Origin of the sequence: Arsenophonus sp. aPb (assembly GCF_029873475.1) — a bacterium.
In the GTDB taxonomy this organism is placed as follows: Bacteria; Pseudomonadota; Gammaproteobacteria; order Enterobacterales; family Enterobacteriaceae; genus Arsenophonus.
The window spans coordinates 1882784-1903677 of sequence record NZ_CP123499.1 but is presented as its reverse complement, the minus strand read 5'-3'; the positions used below and the strand labels follow the sequence as shown (position 1 = coordinate 1903677).

Sequence of the window (20894 nt, the reverse complement as noted above, 5' to 3'; positions counted from 1 at the left end):
ATGGGCGTTTAGCATGAAAAAGGATACTGTCTATGATGCGGTTTCATTGTCGGCTTAGAAAGTTACGCAAAAAGAAAAATTTACATCGGCAAAGATTTCGTTGTTGTCTTTTTTACCGTGATAAACAGTTGATTGATAAGATGAAAAGAAAAAAAATTGTCATTTTAACCGGCGCCGGCATTTCAGCTGAGTCTGGCATTCGTACTTTTCGTGCTACGGATGGTTTATGGGAAGAGCATCGAGTTGAAGATGTCGCAACACCTGAAGGTTTTGTGAGAGATCCAGAATTGGTACAACGTTTTTATAATCAGCGTCGTTATCAATTACAGCAACCAGATATAAAACCCAACGCAGCCCATTATGCGTTGGCAAAATTAGAACATCTTTTGGGTGATAATTTTTTATTAGTTACGCAAAATATTGATAATTTACATGAAAAAGCGGGTAATAGACGCATTATTCATATGCATGGTGAATTATTAAAAGCTCGTTGTTGTCAATCAGGTCAGGTTATTGATTGGAAAGGTGATTTAACAACCGATGACCGTTGTCACTGTTGCCAATTTCCACAACCTTTGCGTCCCCATATTGTCTGGTTTGGTGAAATGCCACTAGGTATGGAGGTGATTTACCAAGCTTTATCATCAGTGGACATTTTTATCGCAATTGGTACATCGGGGCATGTTTATCCAGCAGCTGGATTTGTACATGAAGCTAAACTTGCTGGTGCACATACTGTTGAATTAAATCTTGAGCCCAGCCAAGTTGAAAGCCAGTTTGATGAAAAACATTATGGTGCGGCAACTAAAATTGTTGAAAAGTATATTGACGGTTTAGTTGCAGAGATCAAACTCTGATTAAGTATTAGTGTGTTTTATTAATATATGCTGCTAAAGCTGATTTGACGCAATAATTGTCATTAATTCCTTCCGCATAATGCGCTAACAGTTGATTGAGGGAGGAGAAATGGATAGGCTTTTAGAGCGTTTTTGGGAATATGTTGCGATTAATAGTCAGTCAAAGACTTATACAAAATCTAAGCCTAGCAGCTCTGGCCAGGTAAAATTAGCAAAGTTATTATTGACTGAACTGTCAGAGCTAGGAATTTCTGCTAGCGAGCTACTAGAAAACGGCTGTGTAATGGCAAAGTTACCCGCTAATATTGAATATTCTGTCCCTGCTATTGGTTTTATTTCCCATCTCGATACTTCACCTGATTTTGTTGGTAAAAATGTTAAGCCACAATTGATTGAAAATTATCGTGGCGGTGATATCGCATTAGGTACTGGTAATTCGGTATTATCGCCAGTGATGTTTCCCATTCTGCATGAAATGATAGGTAAAACCATAATTACGACTGATGGTAAAACCTTATTAGGCGCAGAAAATAAAGCGGGTATTGCTGAAATTATGACGGCGATAAGTCATTTAGAACAGCAAAATATTCCCCATGGTGACATTTATATTGTGTTTACACCCGATGCCCAAATAGGTCGTGGTGCGCATAACATTGATTTAGAAAAATTTAATGTACAGTGGGCTTATAGTTTGGTTGGAAGGGGAATTGGTGGGCTTGAATACGAGAATTTTAATATCGCTAACGTGAGGATAAAAATTATTGGTAAAGGGACGCTTAAGAAGAGTTTTAAAGAGGATATGGTAAATGCTTTGACATTGGCTACCCGTATTCATAATCAGATCCCAAGCCAAGAAATAGCAAAGTCCACCATAATGGATCAAGGTTTTTATCATCTGAATGGTATTAAAGGCACAGTAGAAAAAACTGAAATGAATTATATTATTTGTGATTTTGATAAGCAAAACTTTATCAAACGTAAGCGAGCTATGTTCCATATTGCTGAAGAACTGGGAAAAGATTTGCATCCTGATTGTTACATTGAATTGACGGTCGATGACATTTGTTACAATATGAATAAAGTTGTTTGCCAGCATCCACATGTCATTGAAATTGCTAAACAAGCGATGATTGACTGCCATATAAAACCTATTGTGCAACCGATGCGAGATATTACCCATGGCTCATTGTTAACCGATTATGGAATACCTTGTCCGAATATTTTTACTGGTGGATATAATTTTCATAGTAAATATGAATTTATCTCTCTAGAAGGTATGCAGCAGGCAGTTGAGGTCATTCTACGGATTGTGACATTAACGGCACAATATGTTAAATCTGACAGAGTGGCTGTGAACGAATGATAGTTAACCTACCAAATAAAATTATCAACCCGTTAAGCCAATCATGTTTTATTGTATACAGGTTAAATAATTTTAATCGTTAAAATACCAATATCCATCATTAATTAGTTTTGTTACTAATTGCATGAAATAATGGTTATTCAATGCGTTACCTAACATATCAACTTGAATTTCGGACTTTTCAAACAGAATATTGATGGCAGTTATATTTGATTTAGGCGATTTTAATTGTTCACCATTAACAAAGTATTGATTTGCTACACATAAAGTACGTAAGCCATTAAGTTTGTAAAGCGTATTTCCTTGACGGAGAAGCTGAATAACTTGCTCAACGGTATAGGATGGATCGGGCGGCGCGATATCTAACTCATGACGAGACTGAGAAATAAATGTGCCAAACCAATGAGTAAAAATTTGTGGTTGAGCAAGCAATTGTTGCATTATAAGTTGTATTTCAGTTAATTCAGTTGGCAATATCATAGCAGGATTGTCACGAGTGGCTATATCTGGATCACTATAATGGTAACTACCTAAGTCATTAGCGATAAGATAATCGGCAAAACTACTAAATAATTCACGGCTCGTTGGTGATCTAAAACCGACGGAGTAATTAAGTGAAGTCTCTATGGAATAACCTTCATGTGGGAAGCCAGGCGGGATATAAAGAATATCACCTGGCTCAAGTTGTGCATCAATAATGGCAGCAAAAGGTTCAACTTGGAGTAGATCTGGATGTGGACAATGTTGTTTCAGTGTCTTTTTTTCACCTACTCGCCAATGACGGCGGCCAAGACCTTGAATAATAAAAACATCATATTGATCAATATGGGGGCCAACGCCACCTGCTGGGACAGAATAAGAAACCATTAAATCATCAATTCGCCAATCAGATAAAACACGAAAGGGGGCTAATAAGGCAGTTGATGGATAATGCCAATGGTTAACGGCTTGTACTAGAAGTGACCATCCAGTCTCGCCCAATTGTTCATAGTTATCAAAAGGGCCGTGAGTAACATTCCAACTTCCATCTTGAAAGCTTACTAATCGGCTATCCACTTCATCTTCCATGGCTAATCCCGCTAAATCATCAGCTGAGATAGGATCAATAAAATTAGTAAATCCTTGTTTAATTAATAACGGCCGTTTTTGCCAAAAATTTTTGATAAAATCTGGCCAATTAATATTAAGTTGATAGTCAGTCATTTTATTCTGCATATTTATTTAATTTGTTAGCTAAAAGATAAGCAAATGGCGTTGCTATTTAGTGATATTAGCTATCTGTTAGCGGGAATTGTTGTCTAAAAGTGACAATCACTCGCGCTCCACCTAATGGATTATGAGTAATAGCAATATCTCCGTCATATTGTTCAATAATTTCAGCCGCAATAGAGAGACCCAAACCTTGTCCAGGTCGTAGTGTATCAATGCGTTGACCTCGCAAAAAAATCAAATCACGTTTATCTTCAGCAACACCAGGACCATCATCATCTACAATAATGGTTAACGAATTTTCGGTGCTATTAGCGCTAACTTCGACAAATTCAAGACAATATTTACAAGCATTTTCAATAATATTACCCATAATTTCCATAAAATCTATCGGTTGACCTAGCCAAGTAATTTCAGGCGAGACATCGAGGGTCAAATTGACGCCCTTTTGTTGATATACTTTTGTTAAGGCACTACATAGATTATCTAATAAAGCAGAGACAGAAGAAATTTCTCGGATCGCGAAATGATCTTCACTATGTATACTTGCACGATGCAAATAGTAACCTATTTGTTGTGAAATTCGGCCAATTTGTTCCAGCATGATAGGCTCGGCTTGTTCAATGGTCATTTGTTTGCTTGAGCGCAGAGAACGGAGGGTTGATTGTAATACGGCTAACGGAGTTTTTAGGCTATGGCTCAAATCAGCGAGTGTAGTACGATATTTGGTATAGCGCTTTTGTTCGTTTACGAGTAAATTATTCAAGTTACGCACTAATCCGCTGAGCTCTAATGGCGGATTTTCATCCAATGCTTCCCGTTCGCCTTTTTCGATGCCGCTTATTTGTGAGCTTAATGACTTAATCGGGTATAAACTCCAGGAAGTCACTAGCCAAAGCAGTGGAATAACCAGAATAAAATTGGTTAATATAACATAGCCAAACCATTCCCAAACTAATCCAGTTTTTTGTAAATCTAAAGGTAAGGTATCTATTACCACAATGGTAAGTTGCGGTAGATTTTTGGTTGCCTGATAGTGATTGACAGAAACTGAGTGTGTTAAAGAAGGATTCTCAATATCAGTGATTTTTTTAGCTGGTTTACTGCCGTTAGGTGAGACTTTAATTAATTCGCGAGTGGTTTTTAAATCGGTGTCTAATTCATATAACCCATCCTTTTTTAGCCACTCTTTTTCGATAGCTTTTTCAATAGCGGGAATATTATGTTGTCGCCACAGAATTTCACCTTGTTGATTATAAATTAAAATAAAAGCCGAGGCATTTAAGTTAAAGTCAGTCGGGACATGAATATCTAACTTATTATTACGCCATTGAGCCAAACTATAAAATAGATTACTTTGACTACGTAGTAAGGTATAGGTTGTTTTATCAAAACTAACTAAATAGCCAACAATTGCAACGGCACCATAGGAGAGTGTCAATGCTAATATTATCCCTGAAGTTGCAAGTAAAAAACGTGTTCGCAACGAAAAGGGTTTTTTGCGTTTTAAAAAATTAAATAGCATCATCGGGCTGTTCTGCGTCAAAACGGTAACCTTGCCCACGAACGGTCACAATGACATCATTAGGCCATACTTGCATAATTTTTTTTCGTAATCGTCCCATTAGGACATCGATAGTATGACTTTCACGCAATTCTGCATCTGGATAAAGCTGGCGCATCAGTGACTCTTTACTCACCACCTTACTGTTATTGCGCATTAAAGTTTCTAAAATCGTATATTCAAATGCAGTGAGTTTTATATTTTTATCTTTAATAGTGAATTCCTTACGTGACATGTCAATAATAAAATCACCTAGTTGAAGTATTTGTGAAGCAAGCCCACTATTACGACGCATTAATGCTTGAATCCGTGCTAAAATCTCTTCCAGGTGAAAAGGTTTTGTTACATAATCATCGGCGCCACTATTTAAGGCAACCACTTTTTCTTGCCAGCGCTCACGAGCGGTTAATATTAAAATAGGCAATTTAATATTGTCTTGCCGCCAACGCCTGATCATACTTAATCCATCTTCACCCGGTAATCCTAAGTCAACAATTGCAATATCGGGATTACTCTCTTGTAAAAAATAATCGGCTTCTTTAGCATCTGCTGCTGCATCTACTTGGTGACCGGTCTCTTTTAACTGGACAGTTAGATGGTGACGTAAAAGCGCATTATCTTCTACAATTAATATCCGCATAACAACCTCAATTTCTCAATAGCTCTACTAGAAAAAGTAGTAATAAATCCTATGTTAGAAGGATAGCTGGATGACGGCAAGATATTAGTGAATGAAAAGAAAATAATTATGGGGTTTGATTGGCTAATTAAAGGAAAACGTAGGGTGAGCAATCAATATTGCTCACCGATTGACGTTATTTTAAATAGTCCACCAGATTAATTGAGTAACCAATATAGTTAGCTGGAGTCATTGTTTTTAAGCGATCTTTTTCTGTTTGAGGTAAATCTAAGTCATCAATAAATGCTTTGATGTCATCGGCTGTAGCTCGCTTGCCGCGGGTTAACACTTTTAGTTTTTCATAAGGTTTTTCAATTCCATAGCGGCGCATAACAGTTTGAATAGCTTCAGCCAGCACTTCCCAATTTGCATCTAATTCCATTTGTAAGTTTTGCTCATTAACTTCTAGTTTGCTTAAGCCTTTCAATGTCGCTTGATAGGCTATCAAAGCATAACCAATGCCGACCCCTAGATTACGTAATACCGTTGAATCTGTTAGATCACGTTGCCAACGTGAAATCGGTAATTTATTTGCCAGATGATTTAATAAGGCATTTGCTAGCCCAAGATTACCTTCGGAATTTTCAAAATCTATCGGGTTAACTTTATGTGGCATGGTTGATGAACCAATTTCACCGGCGACGGTTTTTTGTCTGAAATGATTAAGGGCAATATAACCCCAGATATCCCGATCAAAATCGATCAAAATGGTATTAAAACGAGCAATACAATTAAATAGTTCAGCAATATAGTCATGGGGTTCAATTTGGGTGGTGAACGGATTCCATTTGATACCTAATGAAGTAACAAATTCTTCGCTGAACAGATGCCAGTTTATATCAGGATAAGCGGATAAATGGGCATTATAATTACCCACAGCGCCATTAATTTTGCCTAAAATTTCGATTTGCTCAAGTTGCTGATATTGTCGTTCCATACGATAAGCAACATTGGCAAACTCTTTACCTATCGTAGTCGGCGTTGCGGGTTGGCCATGGGTTCTTGATAGTAGCGGCAAAGCGCGATAAAGATGTGCCATCTCTTTTAGGGTATTAATAATTTTTCGCCATTTTGGCAGAATCACTTGATCACGAGCAGTTTTTAACATTAGCGCATGGGAAAGATTATTAATATCTTCAGAGGTGCAGGCAAAATGAATAAATTCTGCCACTTTTTCTAATTCAGGCATGGCGGCCATTTTTTGTTTTAGAAAATATTCAACCGCTTTTACATCATGATTGGTTGTTTGTTCGATTTGTTTGATCTGAATGGCATCATTTTCATTGAAGCTAGTTACAATTTGCTCAAGATAAGTTTTTGCTTCGATACTAAATGCGGGCACTTCTTTAATGTCAGCACATGCTGCTAATTTTTGTAGCCAGCGTACCTCTACTTGGATACGATATTTTAGTAAACCAAATTCACTGAAAATTGGACGTAATAGACTGACTTTATCATTGTAGCGGCCATCAATTGGCGATACAGCAGTCAGTGAAGATAATTCCATTGCTAGTGACTCCCAAATTTATTAACAATGAGCAAGAATTTCTTTTGCTTGAGTGATCAAACGTTGTCGCGAAAACATTAATTGTAGGCGGCTTCCACCGATTTGTTGCCAGAGAACAGCGCTACGAATGCCAGTAAAAAGTAATGCACGCACTTTAGCTTGTACCGAACTATTTTGAAGGATATCAGGAGCACCCGTTACCTGAATACGCGGGCCAATAGGGCTAATCACATCCACATAAATACCCGCTAGCGCGTTAAAAATACCACTGGACATAGGCTCAAAATAATTTTTTTGGTGTTGAAGTAGTTCAATACGTTGTTTTAGTTCATTACTTGCCGATGGATTTTTTCTTAGTCGACGCTCTAATCCGATAAGACTTAATAAGTAGCGGGTTAAATTAGAGTAAAGGGTATTATTTGAGGCGGTAAGTATAGCAAGTAAAGTATTTAAACCAACACGAAGATTTGCCTCGCTATTTCCATAAACATCTAATGTGGATGTTGGATTAATATTTAGTGTGCTATTAATCATAACTTCTGTTGCATTATCGTCAATCTTTCCGTTATGAGCTATTTGTTGAACTAAATGACATGCTTGGCAGATACCGGCAAAAGCAAGTGTAATATCATAAAAATTTTTGCTCACATTGACTCCTGAATACGTGTTTCAATAACGCCACCGCCTAAACAAATGTCACCTTGATAAAAGACTGCGGATTGACCGGGCGTGACGGCTGCAACAGGGTAGTCAAATTGCACAATGATTTTATTGTCACTTAATTGCTTAATTGTACAGGGTATATCTGGCTGCCGGTAACGCGTTTTAACTGTGCATTGATTGCTTTCGTTTAATACTGGTGGATTAATCCAATGGATTTGTTGGACGATAAGTCCTGTCGACATCAAACGTGGGTGATTATAGCCTTGGGCAACAATTAGGCGATTATTTTTAATATCTTTATCGACAACATACCAGGGATCGTCGTTAGCTTCTTTTACGCCACCGATACCTAATCCCTTACGTTGACCTAACGTATGATACATTAAGCCTGAATGTTCACCTAAAATTTTACCGTCAACCGTTATAATCATACCTGGTTTAGCCGGCAGGTAGCGAGCGAGGAAGTCGCGAAATTTACGTTCACCAATAAAACAAATTCCTGTTGAATCTTTCTTTTTGGCTGTAATTAAACCAATTTTTTCAGCGATACGGCGAACGGTTGATTTTTCTAGTTCACCTATTGGGAAAAGACTTTGTGCCAGTTGCGCTTGATCTAAAGCATAAAGAAAATAGCTTTGATCTTTGTTATTATCCAGGCCACGTAGTAATTGATGGCGCCCATTAACCGTTTTGCGTCGAGCGTAGTGGCCGGTGGCAATATAGTCTGCCGCCAGATCTTCTGCAGCAAATTCTAAAAAAGCTTTAAATTTAATTTCTTTATTACACAGAATATCAGGATTTGGAGTGCGGCCAGCTTTATACTCAGCAAGAAAATGGGCAAAAACATTGTCCCAATATTCGGCGGCAAAATTAACGGTATGAAGCTCTATATCGAGTTTATCGCATACGGATTGCGCATCGGCAAGATCGGTAGCTGCTGAGCAATACTCTTCATTATCGTCCTCTTCCCAGTTTTTCATGAATAGACCGGCAACCTGATAACCTTGTTGTTTTAATAGGTAAGCGGATACGGATGAGTCAACGCCACCGGACATTCCAACGATGACTTTTTTCAACTGGTTATCTGACATGAATAAATCTCACTGCGGGCAAACATAAAACAAATATTTTAACATGCTGTGTCAAGTTGCACCATAGCAGCATTAGATTAATCTCTATTAGCCGCTATGAAATTGATAAGCGTCGATTAAGGTTAGCGGAAAAAATTTTCGGCTCATAAAACAGCGTATGCTCTCTGCTACTAAAGGTGAACGAAGGCACGAGCTGGATAATATTTCATCGGCAGTAACCCATAGACATTGATGGATATCATTATCTTGTGGAGATGTTTCAGGCATTTCATCTAGTTCAATCAAAAAAAGAAAGCGTAGGAAAGTACAGCCATCAGGCGCTATCCATTGATGGATTTTTATTAATTGCTGGGGAAATGCATTAATACCGGTCTCTTCATACAGCTCACGGCTAGCGGCAGCCAAAATAGTTTCGTTGGCTTCTAGATGTCCAGCTGGTTGATTCCAGACTGATTTATTATTAATAATTTCTTCTACAACTAAAAACTTACCATTAACGTGAACGACATTAGCAACGGTTACGTGCGGTTTAAACAAAATCAATCTCCTTCCATTCACCAGGTTGTAAGTTATCTAATTGAAAATTGGCAATACTATAACGAATCAATCTTAAGGTTGGAAATCCTATATTTGCTGTCATGCGACGTATTTGTCGATTGCGGCCTTCTGATAAGGTGATCTTTAGCCAACTGGTTGGAATATTTTTTCTGATGCGTATAGGAGGATGACGTGGCCAAAGCCAATTGGGCTCAGCAACAAGTTCAGCTTTTGCCGGCTTGGTCATACCATCTTTTAATAGCAAGCCTCGACAAAATTTTTGTAATGCTGCTTGTTCCGGTATACCTTCAACCTGCACATAGTAAATTTTTTTCATTTTATTATTTGGCTGGGTCAATTTAGCTTGTAATTTGCCATCATTAGTGAGAATTAACAGACCCTCGCTATCGCGATCTAAACGTCCTGCAGCATAGACATTGGTAACAGGAATGTAATTTTTTAATGTCTGGCGAGCAATATGGTCAGTAAATTGTGACAATACATCGAACGGTTTATTAAACAGTAATATTCTACGTGAATTAATCGTATGTTTGACAAAATTTGCGCTATTTTTGTCATGGTATTGTTTCGATTTGGACTTTTTATGATGCAAATTTGTCATAGCAATGAATAATAAAAAATGAGATCCCTATTATACCTTAAATTAACAGCCATTGGCGTAGAAAAATTATTCAAGTACCATGCAATATTCTTACCATAAGTTAATAGGTATTGCGCTAAGATAACTAAAAGGAGAGATTGATGGAAAGCAAAGTAGTTGTTCCTCAACAGGGTGAAAAAATTACACTAGCAGCAGGTAAGCTGAACGTTCCTAATAATCCAATAATTCCTTATATTGAAGGGGATGGTATAGGTGCTGATATTACCCCGGTGATGTTGAAAGTAGTTGATGCAGCAGTAAAAAAAGCCTATCACGGTGATAAAAAGATTTCTTGGATGGAGATTTATACCGGTGAAAAATCAACTCAAATTTATGGCAAAGATGTATGGTTACCGGCTGAAACCCTCGATTTGATCCAACAATATCATGTCTCTATTAAAGGACCGCTAACTACACCTGTCGGCGGTGGGATCCGTTCTTTGAATGTTGCTTTACGTCAACAACTCGATCTCTATATTTGTTTACGGCCTGTGCGTTATTATCAAGGTACTCCTAGCCCAGTAAAACAGCCAGAATTGACTGATATGGTTATTTTTCGCGAAAATTCTGAAGATATTTATGCGGGTATTGAATGGAAAGCGGGCAGCTCTGAGGCAGATAAAATAATTAAATTTCTGCAAGATGAGATGGAGGTAAATAAAATTCGTTTCCCGACCAACTGTGGTATCGGCATAAAGCCCTGTTCAGAAGAAGGAACTAAGCGGCTAGTGCGAGCAGCAATTGAGTATGCTATCCAAAATAATCGTCAGTCGGTCACTTTAGTGCATAAAGGCAACATAATGAAATTCACTGAAGGTGCTTTTAAAGATTGGGGATACCAGTTAGCACAAGATGAATTCGGTGGTGAATTACTGGATGGTGGCCCATGGATGAAAATTAAACATCCAGAGACAGGTAAAGATATTATTATCAAGGACGTAATTGCTGATGCGTTTTTACAGCAAATTTTGTTGCGCCCAGCCGAATATGACGTTATTGCTTGTATGAACCTTAATGGCGATTATATTTCGGATGCCTTAGCGGCTCAAGTTGGCGGCATTGGTATCGCCCCTGGCGCGAATATAGGCGATAGTTGTGCACTATTTGAAGCAACCCATGGCACAGCACCGAAATATGCAGGTCAAGACAAAGTCAATCCCGGCTCTATTATCCTTTCTGCTGAGATGATGCTACGCCACATGGGCTGGACAGAGGCGGCCGACTTAATCATTAAAGGTATGCAAGGGGCGATTGCCGCCAAAACCGTCACTTACGACTTTGAACGCTTAATGCCGGGTTCTAAGCTATTGAAATGCAGTGAGTTTGGCGATGCGGTCATCAGCCATATGTAATTGTCTGTTTTACTTGATTGATAACGGGAGCTTAACTGTTCCCGTTTGTTATTATTTACATTGAAATGTTTATCAAAAAATTATCAAAACAATTTATCAAAAATAGCTAAATAATATTCAATTAAACAACAATTTTTATCCAGCATTTGCCGCGATCATCATGATACTTATCGGTTTGTTGTTGACTTTTATGGCCCAATAATTCTTTAGTATTAATTCCTTGTTCTCTATAGAGTCGTTCTGATAATGAGCGTTGCTCGTGGAATGTTGCTGGTGTGCCTTCACCCCAATTAATATTTGTTTTATTTCTCGCTTTTTTAAAATTAGTTGTGAGTGTGTTTGCTTTAACTTTTTCACCACGTTTAGCTTGTGATGTTGTATGAAAATAATGAACCAGATATGGGCTAACAACAGCATCTCGGCAGCGTGTAATCACATCTCTTAATGATATATCTAATGCATTACATCGTAGAGACAATGGTATTGCTATCTTTGCGCCGGTTTTTTCTTGAGTTATATGCAAATAATCATCCCATATATGGTTAAATTTCATTGCAGAAATATCACTTAAACGTTGTCCAGTTACTATTGCTAACAACATAGCGTTACCCATATAACGATGATCATCATCTGCTATTTCAAATATTTTTTTCCATTCATCTAAAGTAAGTCGTTGTCTGGTTATTTTCCTTCTGGGTTGCTTTGTAGCTAGGGCGGGGTTATATCCGGGCGGAACTTCACCGGCATGCTGAGCTTCTTTAAACACATCAATTAAAACGGAGCGTATGACCTGAGCCATGCGATTTTGTCCATTTAATTTATATTCATCTAATATTTCAGCAATATCCCTTGCGTCAACTAAGGGTAATGGCTTTATAGATAATGCTTTTCTCATTAATTCAACAGGTTTTCTTTTTTGTTTGTAGGTATTTAATTTTATGTCACCTTCTTTTAAGCGTTCTTCTTGAATGTTCCAGTATTTTTCTAACCATGTACTGACAGTAATTGATTTTCCTTTAATGCGGTAAATGCGATCACTAATAGCCAGCACCTGCCGACTACGTTGATCAGCTAGTCTATTGTTTGCCTCAAGCGCTATTGCTTTTGCTTCCTCTTCATTGTCACCAAGTGCGTGATATTTTCCTGTTATCGGATGACGATAACGCCAGTAAACTTTATTTGCTTTACGACTATATAAGGGATATAAATTCGGAATACTGACGTTATTTTTACGCGGTCTAGCAGCCATCGTTTAAAATCCTTTTCAGGGCAGCGCTATCACTTTTATTAATAATTGGTTTTGTTAAGCTTGTAACCAACTCTGCATCTGCTCTTACGCGCCAAATCCCACCCTCTTTTTGTGCTGGCGGATAAAATAACCCGTTGCGAGCATAACGTTGAAGAGTATTTAATTTTGGATGATGACTTCTATATCGTTCATTAGCCCATTCTTCTAGAGTTAGCATTTGCACAATAACCTCCATACAATCTTAGAATGTTAATCAAGTGGTTTTTGGGGTTAATAAATGCTGGTGGATAGCTGACACGTAGTTAACCTGATGAAGGGCATCATCGAGTGCGTCATGAGCAACACCGGCAAAAGGAAAATCATTTTTAGGATCAATGCCTGCCTGTCGTCCAAATTCAACTATTGTTCTAACATCGCGATCGTGACGAAAATGCCAGAATGGCTTTATGTCGCAACTGTCAAAAGCAGTCCTCAAAATGACATTATCAAAACAACAACCATTACCCCATACCTGGACTTGATTGCTACATTCCTGCATAACAAAGTGATTTAGCTTGATCAGTACATCAGGTAATGATTTAGTTTGAGCTTGTGTTATCTTATTGCGCGCATTATCAGACTGCGATAACCACCAAAGGACGGTGTCGCCACTAATATGACGATCAAATAAATCCTGATTACGCAAATCAACGATTTCATAAAACAAACCTTCACAAACTTCACCGGTTAAAGGTTCAAAGGGAACAGCAGCGATAGCAATAATCGCTGCATTAGATTGTGTGCTCATGGTTTCCAGATCGAGCATAAGATGTTTGAATTTCACTTATACCTCGACCAACGTTTCTTTCCAGTCTTTATCGCCAAGATCAACTTTTGCAACAGGATGTGGCACATATCCACCTTTCGATCCCCATACCTTTGGTACACGAGAATATTCGGGTTTAAAAACATAGCCATAAACAAAACCATCATCGTCAGTAGCTAAAAAATTAATGTCAGCATCAACCGTTAATTCAATGCCAAAATAATTGACCTGTTTTGTTTCTTTTTTACATTTTTCAATTAATTTCATATTTGGTTTTCCTTAAACATACCAGGTTAAATATCTTTTTTTGGTATCTTCATCTTTTATAACTGCTATTCTTTTGCCGCCATTTTCTATTAATTTGCCATTGCCTCCTTCTATATCAAATTCATATATAAAGCCTCTGTTGGTTAATTTCTTTTTTGCTAATTTAATGACTTTAATTAATTCCCCTCGATAAATAGCGAACATGCCTTTTTCTAAACAGTGAACAGTTGTTTGATGATATTTAAATTTATTATCAATATAATGCCGACTCATAACTTGTCCCCCATTATTTAATTACATAAATCCTCCACTAAGAGTTAATTCCATGTGTATTTAAAAGTTATTTTTAATAATTATTTAATTGGTTTTTTATTTATTTATATATTTATTGTTTTTATTTTAATTCCTTGCTCAGTTAATTTTTTTGTATTTCATACAATAATGCGATAAATAGAATTAATTGTTTTGACAAACCCATCAGACTGATAGGTTGGATAATTTATAACAGGAGATGTATTTATAAATCCACCGTCCCAAAATCTTTCTTTTCTATCATTATAAATTTTTCCATATACTCCATTTGGGGAGATATCAATAATCTTAATTTCAGCATCACAGTTAATTTCTTTACCCATCAATTCCTTGTATCTTTCAATGAATAGGTATTTTGCTTTTGTTGGTGATACAAAGCTTATGGTTATTAGATTTGTTTCCGGTATTCCTTCCAAGATTGGCCATTTATTATCACGATCTAACGCAAAGAACTGACGTTCAGTGGCAAGCATAACGCGATCGGCATAATTAACAACTTCGCTCATTTCAGCAGGCAGATTAAATTTTTCACGAATAACGCCATCAATGCGATTTTCAATTTTTTTATATTCAGGCAGTAGTGTTTTAAGGGGGGTAGGTAAGTCTTTGCAGTAAGCTTCTGTGGCATCGTTTAACAGCGCTTCAAGGGCATATTCCCGTGGCACTAGATAACTAACATAAACCGCATGCTGGGCAACGGAATAAAAATGCGGGATTTGACCAGCAAAGCGACATTCATTAGAGAGACCCTGAGCGATATCCCCAAGAGCAATGTCTTCTTCAGTCACATCGATATAATTAAATCGCCGGTTAGTATAAGTTGCGATATAAGCCATTATTAATAACCCTCATCATAATTTGCATAAATTTTAATCATTATTTAATCATGTTGTGTTATATTGTTTCCGTTGTGTGTTTGTTAACAGCAACATTTTCCCTGGTATTTGGCCAATTTGGCTACCTGACCTTAAATGAGGTCAGGTTTTTTTATTGTTCGAAATTCAAAATAGCTGACAATTAGACCGCTTTATTAAACAACTTTAACTTGCGGAAAAAGAGCCGATAAAGGTTTCTATTTTTGAGCCAACAAAAGCGCCAGATAGTAGCTCCTAAATTCCTGTGCGATTTGTTCTTCAAGACTTTCAAACTGAACAATACGCAGGACAAAGGCAGGAACTTCACCACCGGTCAGAATGCTGTAGCGTAGTTTTATCCGACGTTCACTTAATTCGTCGTATGGTACACACAAGTAAATTCAAAATAAGCAGGCATTACCTCTTTACTTTTCGCTTCGACGTTTTCAAGCACGGAACGCTTAGCACTAAAATCGTTGTCTTCATGCTCAGATGAGTGGCTAGCTTCAATAGTGATGCGACGGACAGCACTAATCGCTTTTTTGATATCTAACGCATTTTCTTCAGCATCAAACGCGGTGAGATAATCTCGCCAGTCTTCCAGCCACTCAGCAAGTTGTTTTTGCCTTTGTCTCTCACCATCTATTTTTAGTAGAGATTTAAATGGAGAGTTTTTTTAAGACTAACGAGCGACTGATTATCAGCATGACCTGGTTCATCCAGTGTGCCAACATTAAAAATCGTTTTTGCTGTCATTGTATCTGCATCAATGAAGCAGCGAACACCGGCAGTTTGTGCATATCCCATGCTATAGTTAACAAAATCGCCAATGCTGCTAGTCTTCATAACACCACGAAAGCGATAACGGATTAAATTAAGTGCCTCAAGTGATCTGATTTCATGGTTTTTGGGCACAACAATAACCGGGCAATCCGTTGTTTTGATCGGATCTAAATGAAGACTGGCAACGGTTAGATCCTGAATTTGTGAAATGGCGGTTCCATCTAATTGAGACATAAAAAAGCTCCTACTTTTTTAATAAAGCATGAATAAAAGGTTATTTAACGAATAATGATTAATTAACGGACTTTAATTTTCCGTCAGTTTGACCTGCAAGCGTAAAGAGTTGTCCCTGGTCTTCCTGCAAGATAGTTAATTTACCGCCTTTACCAACAAACATCGGTGTTTCTGTTGTATCTTCTTCCGATTGTTTACCGCGACGAGTAGGCGTGATGAATTTCAATTTATGGGATATTTTTACGCGATTTTCATCAAATTGGGTTAATTTAAAAACAATATGGATCTCACCCGTGCCACCATTTTTATTAACACCATTACCAACAAGATTTAATGCAGCCGATATTTTATTTTGAAATACGCCAGCATCTAATTCAGAAAGAAACTCTGGAACATCTGTTTTTCTATTTTCACTCATGTTTAGATCCTCTTTAGTATTTACTACAGATAAGGCCACTAACACTTACCTTATTTACCTGCATGGACAACAAACGAAACCCGGTGTTAATGGCCTTATGTGTTAAGGATGCTGTCTTTCCGGCTGTCATCACTCCACTGTTACACCGGTATTTCTCTCACAATACTCAGTCGTCACCAGATTGTGATCCCCCCAACTATTAGGTCACCCGTTAAGGGAGGGAGTGAACCCACCCATCAGTTCGAATAAAAAGCGGTTAACTAACAGCATTATCATCACTCCCCCTGGCAAGCGTGACAATAGTTAACCGCTGATTGCTACGACATAGAAAATTAACTAACAAACAGCATTTTTATTTTTGTGCGTTACTCCACACGGTTATTGATGCCTGCATGTTTTACCACCTCAGGCGGCAGTGGTATTCTTGGTGTTCTCTAAAACAACCAAGAGATAACTTATGTCTGTTTACGCTAAATTATTTACTGATATTCAAAAAGCGGTTTTTCCCGCTTATAATTCTGAATTTGCTGAAAACTCGTTAGTGAAAAAAGAGGGTAATCACGACAGCGCAAAAATTCACTCTTATCTATTTTTACTGCTTGAAATAATTATTTATGAATATCGGAAAAAAAACGCTACAATTTTTGAACCTTTAAAGGGTGACAAAGCACTTAAACATTTATTTTTTACCCGTTATCCGTCGCTTCTTCAGGTACTTAATTCTTTACCGCTAGAATCGCTTGTTTTTGCTCTTCTGAAAGATCTTTCCCCGGAAAACCTTCCTCAGCAAGCCCGCAATTACGTAAATGAGATAAAATTGAATAAAGATTCTTCTGGTATAGATTGGAGCTTGAAAGTAAACTGGAATCTTGGTTCAGGCGAACAGACGCTGAAAATGGGCGAGAATTTGCCAGAGATCTGATTGCATAAATAAGATGGTTAATTTCTCTGGAAATATGGGAAAGTTCTGTTTTACGGCATTCCAGTATATCAAGTTCGTTCCTCATCCATGAAATAAGTTCATCAAAGTTTAAATTCGCCGCATAAATAAAAGGTTTTTCGCCATAGGGTAGCGTTTGCTGCCCTTCTGATTTTTGTTTAGTTGGGTCATCAATTTTCACATTAATTCTCCATAGATTTTTATATAATTCTCAATTTATTAGCACTTAATCACATGGGTTTCGTATTGTTAAAGAGCATATTACATAACGATATCAAAATTATTTGATGCCTGTCTTTTTACCACTTCAGGCTCGGTGGTATCCTTGGAGTACCAAACAACCAAGAAGGATAATTAACAATGTGTAATATCAGATTTAAGTGCCCTGGCTGCGGCCATAACTTGATTGTAGAAACTTTCATCGAAATCAAGAATGTAGATGACATTGAGGGTACTACTTGCACTCACTGTCGACGGACCATTCTTAAGGATGATATTGTCAAGCAAGCCACTGATCATGCTGCTGATATCGTCAGGGATATCTTTGGGAAGGGCGTCAAATAATTTTTTGAGTTTTTCCTTAACAATACTGGTATCCATATGAGGCGATGTCAGTATTTTTTGTTTATTCATAAATCCTTCCTTCCACTATTCTTAACTGCTTGTTAAATCACCTTTAGGATGCTAGCTGAGTTCCTCTTAGTGTCCGATTTACAGTAACTGATTTTAATAATGAGTTTATATAACAAAACAAACATGTCAAGTAAAAAGTTTTGATATATAAACTATGGCGGGGTTAATTGATTATAAATATTTAAATGAGTGCTTTAGATCAGTGACTACGGCAGCTTAAATAAAATTTGTTGGCATACGCCAATTATTTGATTTAGTTTACTTATTTGAGTTGACTTATAATTGCTGTTCAATGGAATCAAGTAAATACTATTTCCATCAATAGAAAGTTTTTTTATAGTGGGCGTAATCTTGTCATCTAAATAAGACAAAACTATTTTTCCGGTAATAGGCTTTTTCTTCAGGATCAACGACTATTGTGGCTCCTTCAGGTATAGTTATAGATCCAGATTGGCTAACCATTGAGTCATTATCCATAATAACCGCAAATGCAAATGGAGATAGCTCCTCACTAACTGTTATCCATGATTTAACGAGTTCAGGGTTTTGATTCATGATGTCGCTCCATTCCCCGCCTGATCAAATGTTAGCAGAGGAATTTTGCTTACTCTTCTGATATGAGTCTCATTATTTAGAGGGGTTTGACGCGTACCTCCTTGCAATAGCCACTGTTCTGTTACTTGTAATATTTTTGCTAGTGGAGTTATGTATTGTGACGATGGTCCATTCCCTCCGTTTACCCATTGGCTTACAGTCCCTTTCGATGCTTTAGTGGCATTCGATAGATCTTTATTTTTAAGTCCTAATTCACGCATTCTTGTGCGTATGCGTTCGTTAACAGTCATATTTGTATTTTTCATGTTTATATTATTAAACAAAAATGGTTTTATTTCTTGACTTTAATAAGTTTTGATATCTAAACTTGTAACCCGAAAAGGAGGAAACATGAATAAATCCGATGTTCTTGCTCATTTTAAAGGAGTAACAAACACAGCTATAGCCTTGGGTGTCTCCAAGAGTACTGTAAGTTTATGGAGGGAAATAATTCCTTGGCAGTACGCTCTTTTGGTTTCCGAGTTAACTGATCAAGAACTTAAATTTGATAGAAAAAATATCCTGAGCGCTTTATCACCAAAATTACAAAACAAAAATACACGAAAAACAGCGAGTTAATTAACTACTAATTAAAGTTCGGGCAGGTAGCCATGAGTAAAGCATCGTTAAAAGAAGTGGTCAAAAAGATGTGTAAATCAATGCCAGGTGGCAGGTCGGCGATGGCGGGCGCATTGGGTATGTCATTGGAGACGTTTAATAACAATCTGTATGAAAAAATGGCTGTCGATTTTTTGAAGTTGATGAACTGGAGGCTATTGAGGATTTGTCCGGCACAAATTATCTGGCTGAATATTACGCTCTACGGAGAGATTGCTTGCTGGTGGAAACGCCAAAACTGGATGAATTAGATCAGGTTGAGTTATTTACTAAAAGCATCCGCACCGCAGCCCATGGTGGTTATGTCGATCAAATTATTAATAACTCATTACAAAATGGCGTTATTACTGATTATGAAGCGCAGGAGATATTGAAGTATCACCGTAAACACCTGGCTGCTCGTGATGCAGAAATCAGGGCCATTATTATGCTGTTTTTTGCAAATCTAAAAAGGGTGAAGCCTCAGAATTGCGGTCTGAGGCTTCGTGCGTCAAAAACACGAGTGTGGAGTATTTAACGCATGACTAGTTTAACTAAAAATCACGGTATTTCGCAACTACGTTGTCGGCCAATTTCCGGCAAAAACTGGTTTTATTGCTATGAAATTGCTGGTGGATCTGGATCGCTGGATACCCGTTAGTCAGCGATTCGCCAAATGGGCAATTGATCATGTCAATGATTTGTATCAAAAGCAGAAACTTTTCGGTCAATATTTTCGTGATAAACGGGGTCGTGTTGTGCGTTTTACTGGCTATGACTCGAAAAAAGGTTGGATATTATTTACCTATGAAGATGGGTCGCAATGCTTTTCACCGATAAGAAAATTCCATCAGGACTATAAACGTATTGAGGTAAAGCCATGATGGTAACGTTATTTAACCGTATTATTTTGGTTAATAGTTTGAAGGCAGATGAATGCATCTATCTTATCAGCCCAGCAATTGGGGCTGACAAGATTTATACGAAGCGGATTTGTAATTTTTTGCCGGTTGCTTTTGCTAATTTTTTTAGGGTAGAAAACGAAGGTCCACTAACACCAGAAGCAAGGTTACTTTCCATACGTGTTATTGCGGTCGCTTTAGTGCCCATTCGTTTAGCAAGTTGTTCTTGTGTTAATCCTGCATTTTTGCGAGCAGCTAAAATCTCATCTAGCAGAGCAAATTCTTCAGCGATAGCATCGTATTCTGCTTTTACCTTTGGATTAGATAACATTTTTTCGACTAATTCATCATGTGTCATCATGGTGCGTTTATTTGCCATATTTAACCTCTTTCAGTCTTTTTTCTGCTTTTTGGCGTTCTTTGATAGGTGTCTTGTTGGTCTTTTTTATGAAACTATGCAACATAACAATCCGTTTTCCTATCAATGTGCAATAAAAGACTCTACCTATTCCTTCACAGCCTTTAAGCCTGAGTTCGAAAAGGCCATCACCAAAAGAACTCGTGTGAGGTTCTCCCAGGTTAGCACCATAAATACGCATTTTTTCAGTATAACGAATGTATCTTGCCTGAATGGTGTCAGGGAGGGAGAGGATGTCTTTTTCAACTTCTTCGCTGTAATACTCAATCGTATATTTCATAAACAATATAACCAAAATGTTATGTTTTGTCCAATAGTATATTTCTATGTGCTTGCTGACTCAAGGCGTTACCAGCCTGAAAGAATGCTCAATAAAACTTTCACACAAGTCAAGCGAGGTGATAA

At 37.5% G+C, this 20894-nt stretch carries 25 protein-coding genes and 3 pseudogenes; 7 read left to right on the top strand and 21 right to left on the bottom strand.

Features of this window, described 5'->3' with window-relative positions:
• Positions 1–35 precede the first annotated feature (35 nt).
• Entirely contained in the window at positions 36–857 is an 822-nt protein-coding gene (gene cobB, locus QE177_RS08580) for a Sir2 family NAD+-dependent deacetylase (RefSeq protein ID WP_280552249.1), read from the top strand.
• 109 nt (positions 858–966) lie between these two features.
• Positions 967–2220, top strand: a complete 1254-nt coding sequence (gene pepT / locus QE177_RS08575; RefSeq protein WP_280548751.1) for a peptidase T — start codon at positions 967–969, stop codon at positions 2218–2220.
• A gap of 72 nt (positions 2221–2292) precedes the next feature.
• Here pepT and QE177_RS08570 read toward each other — a convergent pair whose 3' ends face one another.
• The 8 genes from QE177_RS08570 to rluE form a co-directional block, all read right to left on the bottom strand.
• The gene (locus QE177_RS08570; protein WP_280548749.1) at positions 2293–3423 is read right to left on the bottom strand and encodes a cupin domain-containing protein; all 1131 of its coding nucleotides are present in this window, start codon (positions 3421–3423) and stop codon (positions 2293–2295) included.
• A gap of 67 nt (positions 3424–3490) precedes the next feature.
• Complete coding sequence (phoQ, locus tag QE177_RS08565) at positions 3491–4954, bottom strand: two-component system sensor histidine kinase PhoQ (RefSeq protein WP_280552248.1); 1464 nt, start codon at positions 4952–4954, stop codon at positions 3491–3493.
• Entirely contained in the window at positions 4944–5633 is a 690-nt protein-coding gene (gene phoP / locus QE177_RS08560) for a two-component system response regulator PhoP (RefSeq protein WP_280548747.1), read from the bottom strand. The genes phoQ and phoP overlap by 11 nt, the downstream gene beginning before the upstream one ends.
• Positions 5634–5808: 175 nt before the next feature.
• Complete coding sequence (gene purB / locus QE177_RS08555; RefSeq protein ID WP_280548745.1) at positions 5809–7179, bottom strand: adenylosuccinate lyase; 1371 nt, start codon at positions 7177–7179, stop codon at positions 5809–5811.
• 21 nt (positions 7180–7200) lie between these two features.
• Entirely contained in the window at positions 7201–7827 is a 627-nt protein-coding gene (hflD, locus tag QE177_RS08550) for a high frequency lysogenization protein HflD (protein WP_280548743.1), read from the bottom strand.
• Positions 7824–8933 (bottom strand): tRNA 2-thiouridine(34) synthase MnmA, encoded by a 1110-nt coding sequence (gene mnmA / locus QE177_RS08545; protein WP_280548741.1) that lies wholly within the window; start codon positions 8931–8933, stop codon positions 7824–7826. Before mnmA ends, hflD begins: the two co-directional genes overlap by 4 nt.
• A gap of 87 nt (positions 8934–9020) precedes the next feature.
• Positions 9021–9470 (bottom strand): NUDIX hydrolase, encoded by a 450-nt coding sequence (locus QE177_RS08540; protein ID WP_280548739.1) that lies wholly within the window; start codon positions 9468–9470, stop codon positions 9021–9023.
• On the bottom strand, positions 9463–10092 hold the full coding sequence (gene rluE / locus QE177_RS08535; RefSeq protein ID WP_348519907.1) for a 23S rRNA pseudouridine(2457) synthase RluE: 630 nt from the start codon (positions 10090–10092) through the stop codon (positions 9463–9465). The genes QE177_RS08540 and rluE overlap by 8 nt, the downstream gene beginning before the upstream one ends.
• 140 nt (positions 10093–10232) lie before the next feature.
• Between rluE and icd the strand changes: the two genes are divergently transcribed.
• On the top strand, positions 10233–11483 hold the full coding sequence (gene icd / locus QE177_RS08530; protein WP_280548737.1) for an NADP-dependent isocitrate dehydrogenase: 1251 nt from the start codon (positions 10233–10235) through the stop codon (positions 11481–11483).
• Between the two features lie 121 nt (positions 11484–11604).
• Here the strand turns inward: icd and QE177_RS08525 are convergent, their stop codons facing one another.
• The 8 genes and pseudogenes from QE177_RS08525 to QE177_RS08490 form a co-directional block, all read right to left on the bottom strand.
• Positions 11605–12732, bottom strand: a complete 1128-nt coding sequence (locus QE177_RS08525; RefSeq protein ID WP_280548735.1) for a phage integrase Arm DNA-binding domain-containing protein — start codon at positions 12730–12732, stop codon at positions 11605–11607.
• Positions 12722–12958, bottom strand: coding sequence for an excisionase (locus QE177_RS08520; protein ID WP_280552247.1), 237 nt, complete (start codon positions 12956–12958; stop codon positions 12722–12724). Before QE177_RS08520 ends, QE177_RS08525 begins: the two co-directional genes overlap by 11 nt.
• 27 nt (positions 12959–12985) lie before the next feature.
• Complete coding sequence (locus tag QE177_RS08515; protein WP_280548733.1) at positions 12986–13555, bottom strand: 3'-5' exonuclease; 570 nt, start codon at positions 13553–13555, stop codon at positions 12986–12988.
• On the bottom strand, positions 13556–13804 hold the full coding sequence (locus QE177_RS08510) for a hypothetical protein (protein ID WP_280548731.1): 249 nt from the start codon (positions 13802–13804) through the stop codon (positions 13556–13558).
• A 12-nt stretch (positions 13805–13816) separates the two neighbouring features.
• Positions 13817–14077, bottom strand: a complete 261-nt coding sequence (locus tag QE177_RS08505) for a hypothetical protein (RefSeq protein WP_280548729.1) — start codon at positions 14075–14077, stop codon at positions 13817–13819.
• A 362-nt stretch (positions 14078–14439) separates the two neighbouring features.
• Positions 14440–14952, bottom strand: a pseudogene (locus tag QE177_RS08500) (hypothetical protein); the annotation flags it as partial.
• A gap of 204 nt (positions 14953–15156) precedes the next feature.
• Positions 15157–15987, bottom strand: a pseudogene (locus tag QE177_RS08495) (DUF2303 family protein).
• Between the two features lie 58 nt (positions 15988–16045).
• Complete coding sequence (locus QE177_RS08490) at positions 16046–16405, bottom strand: hypothetical protein (protein ID WP_280548727.1); 360 nt, start codon at positions 16403–16405, stop codon at positions 16046–16048.
• Between the two features lie 457 nt (positions 16406–16862).
• Between QE177_RS08490 and QE177_RS08485 the strand changes: the two genes are divergently transcribed.
• Complete coding sequence (locus tag QE177_RS08485; RefSeq protein WP_280548725.1) at positions 16863–17327, top strand: hypothetical protein; 465 nt, start codon at positions 16863–16865, stop codon at positions 17325–17327.
• Between the two features lie 372 nt (positions 17328–17699).
• On the opposite strand, the gene QE177_RS08480 is transcribed toward QE177_RS08485, so the two are convergent.
• The 3 genes from QE177_RS08480 to QE177_RS08470 form a co-directional block, all read right to left on the bottom strand.
• A complete protein-coding gene (locus QE177_RS08480; protein ID WP_280548723.1) occupies positions 17700–17978 on the bottom strand; it encodes a hypothetical protein in 279 nt (92 codons plus the stop codon).
• A gap of 354 nt (positions 17979–18332) precedes the next feature.
• A complete protein-coding gene (locus QE177_RS08475) occupies positions 18333–18533 on the bottom strand; it encodes a hypothetical protein (RefSeq protein WP_280548721.1) in 201 nt (66 codons plus the stop codon).
• On the bottom strand, positions 18530–18823 hold the full coding sequence (locus tag QE177_RS08470; protein ID WP_280548719.1) for a helix-turn-helix domain-containing protein: 294 nt from the start codon (positions 18821–18823) through the stop codon (positions 18530–18532). Before QE177_RS08470 ends, QE177_RS08475 begins: the two co-directional genes overlap by 4 nt.
• 100 nt (positions 18824–18923) lie before the next feature.
• Between QE177_RS08470 and QE177_RS08465 the strand changes: the two genes are divergently transcribed.
• The 3 genes and pseudogenes from QE177_RS08465 (at position 18924) to QE177_RS08455 (ending at position 20053) form a co-directional block, all read left to right on the top strand.
• Positions 18924–19151, top strand: a complete 228-nt coding sequence (locus tag QE177_RS08465) for a Cro/CI family transcriptional regulator (protein WP_280548716.1) — start codon at positions 18924–18926, stop codon at positions 19149–19151.
• Between the two features lie 32 nt (positions 19152–19183).
• Positions 19184–19707 (top strand): annotated as a pseudogene (locus tag QE177_RS08460) (YmfL family putative regulatory protein).
• Positions 19708–19789: 82 nt separating this feature from the next.
• Positions 19790–20053, top strand: a complete 264-nt coding sequence (locus tag QE177_RS08455) for a DUF4222 domain-containing protein (protein WP_280548714.1) — start codon at positions 19790–19792, stop codon at positions 20051–20053.
• A 94-nt stretch (positions 20054–20147) separates the two neighbouring features.
• Here QE177_RS08455 and QE177_RS08450 read toward each other — a convergent pair whose 3' ends face one another.
• Both QE177_RS08450 and QE177_RS08445 read right to left on the bottom strand, forming a co-directional pair.
• Complete coding sequence (locus tag QE177_RS08450) at positions 20148–20450, bottom strand: helix-turn-helix transcriptional regulator (RefSeq protein ID WP_280548712.1); 303 nt, start codon at positions 20448–20450, stop codon at positions 20148–20150.
• Positions 20440–20769 (bottom strand): type II toxin-antitoxin system RelE/ParE family toxin, encoded by a 330-nt coding sequence (locus QE177_RS08445; RefSeq protein ID WP_280548710.1) that lies wholly within the window; start codon positions 20767–20769, stop codon positions 20440–20442. Before QE177_RS08445 ends, QE177_RS08450 begins: the two co-directional genes overlap by 11 nt.
• Positions 20770–20894: the final 125 nt, after the last annotated feature.

Coding starts and splice junctions, on each gene's coding strand:
- phoQ (WP_280552248.1), bottom strand. CDS start 4,954: ATGCTATTTAATTTTTTAAAACGCAAAAAACCCTTTTCGTTGCGAACA.
- QE177_RS08465 (WP_280548716.1), top strand. CDS start 18,924: ATGAATAAATCCGATGTTCTTGCTCATTTTAAAGGAGTAACAAACACA.
- QE177_RS08510 (WP_280548731.1), bottom strand. CDS start 13,804: ATGAAATTAATTGAAAAATGTAAAAAAGAAACAAAACAGGTCAATTAT.
- QE177_RS08485 (WP_280548725.1), top strand. CDS start 16,863: ATGTCTGTTTACGCTAAATTATTTACTGATATTCAAAAAGCGGTTTTT.
- phoP (WP_280548747.1), bottom strand. CDS start 5,633: ATGCGGATATTAATTGTAGAAGATAATGCGCTTTTACGTCACCATCTA.
- icd (WP_280548737.1), top strand. CDS start 10,233: ATGGAAAGCAAAGTAGTTGTTCCTCAACAGGGTGAAAAAATTACACTA.
- QE177_RS08480 (WP_280548723.1), bottom strand. CDS start 17,978: ATGAATAAACAAAAAATACTGACATCGCCTCATATGGATACCAGTATT.
- QE177_RS08450 (WP_280548712.1), bottom strand. CDS start 20,450: ATGGCAAATAAACGCACCATGATGACACATGATGAATTAGTCGAAAAA.
- QE177_RS08470 (WP_280548719.1), bottom strand. CDS start 18,823: ATGACTGTTAACGAACGCATACGCACAAGAATGCGTGAATTAGGACTT.
- QE177_RS08505 (WP_280548729.1), bottom strand. CDS start 14,077: ATGAGTCGGCATTATATTGATAATAAATTTAAATATCATCAAACAACT.
- QE177_RS08455 (WP_280548714.1), top strand. CDS start 19,790: ATGAAATTGCTGGTGGATCTGGATCGCTGGATACCCGTTAGTCAGCGA.
- QE177_RS08490 (WP_280548727.1), bottom strand. CDS start 16,405: ATGAGTGAAAATAGAAAAACAGATGTTCCAGAGTTTCTTTCTGAATTA.
- pepT (WP_280548751.1), top strand. CDS start 967: ATGGATAGGCTTTTAGAGCGTTTTTGGGAATATGTTGCGATTAATAGT.
- QE177_RS08475 (WP_280548721.1), bottom strand. CDS start 18,533: ATGAATCAAAACCCTGAACTCGTTAAATCATGGATAACAGTTAGTGAG.
- cobB (WP_280552249.1), top strand. CDS start 36: ATGCGGTTTCATTGTCGGCTTAGAAAGTTACGCAAAAAGAAAAATTTA.
- QE177_RS08445 (WP_280548710.1), bottom strand. CDS start 20,769: ATGAAATATACGATTGAGTATTACAGCGAAGAAGTTGAAAAAGACATC.
- rluE (WP_348519907.1), bottom strand. CDS start 10,092: ATGACAAATTTGCATCATAAAAAGTCCAAATCGAAACAATACCATGAC.
- QE177_RS08570 (WP_280548749.1), bottom strand. CDS start 3,423: ATGACTGACTATCAACTTAATATTAATTGGCCAGATTTTATCAAAAAT.
- purB (WP_280548745.1), bottom strand. CDS start 7,179: ATGGAATTATCTTCACTGACTGCTGTATCGCCAATTGATGGCCGCTAC.
- QE177_RS08525 (WP_280548735.1), bottom strand. CDS start 12,732: ATGGCTGCTAGACCGCGTAAAAATAACGTCAGTATTCCGAATTTATAT.
- mnmA (WP_280548741.1), bottom strand. CDS start 8,933: ATGTCAGATAACCAGTTGAAAAAAGTCATCGTTGGAATGTCCGGTGGC.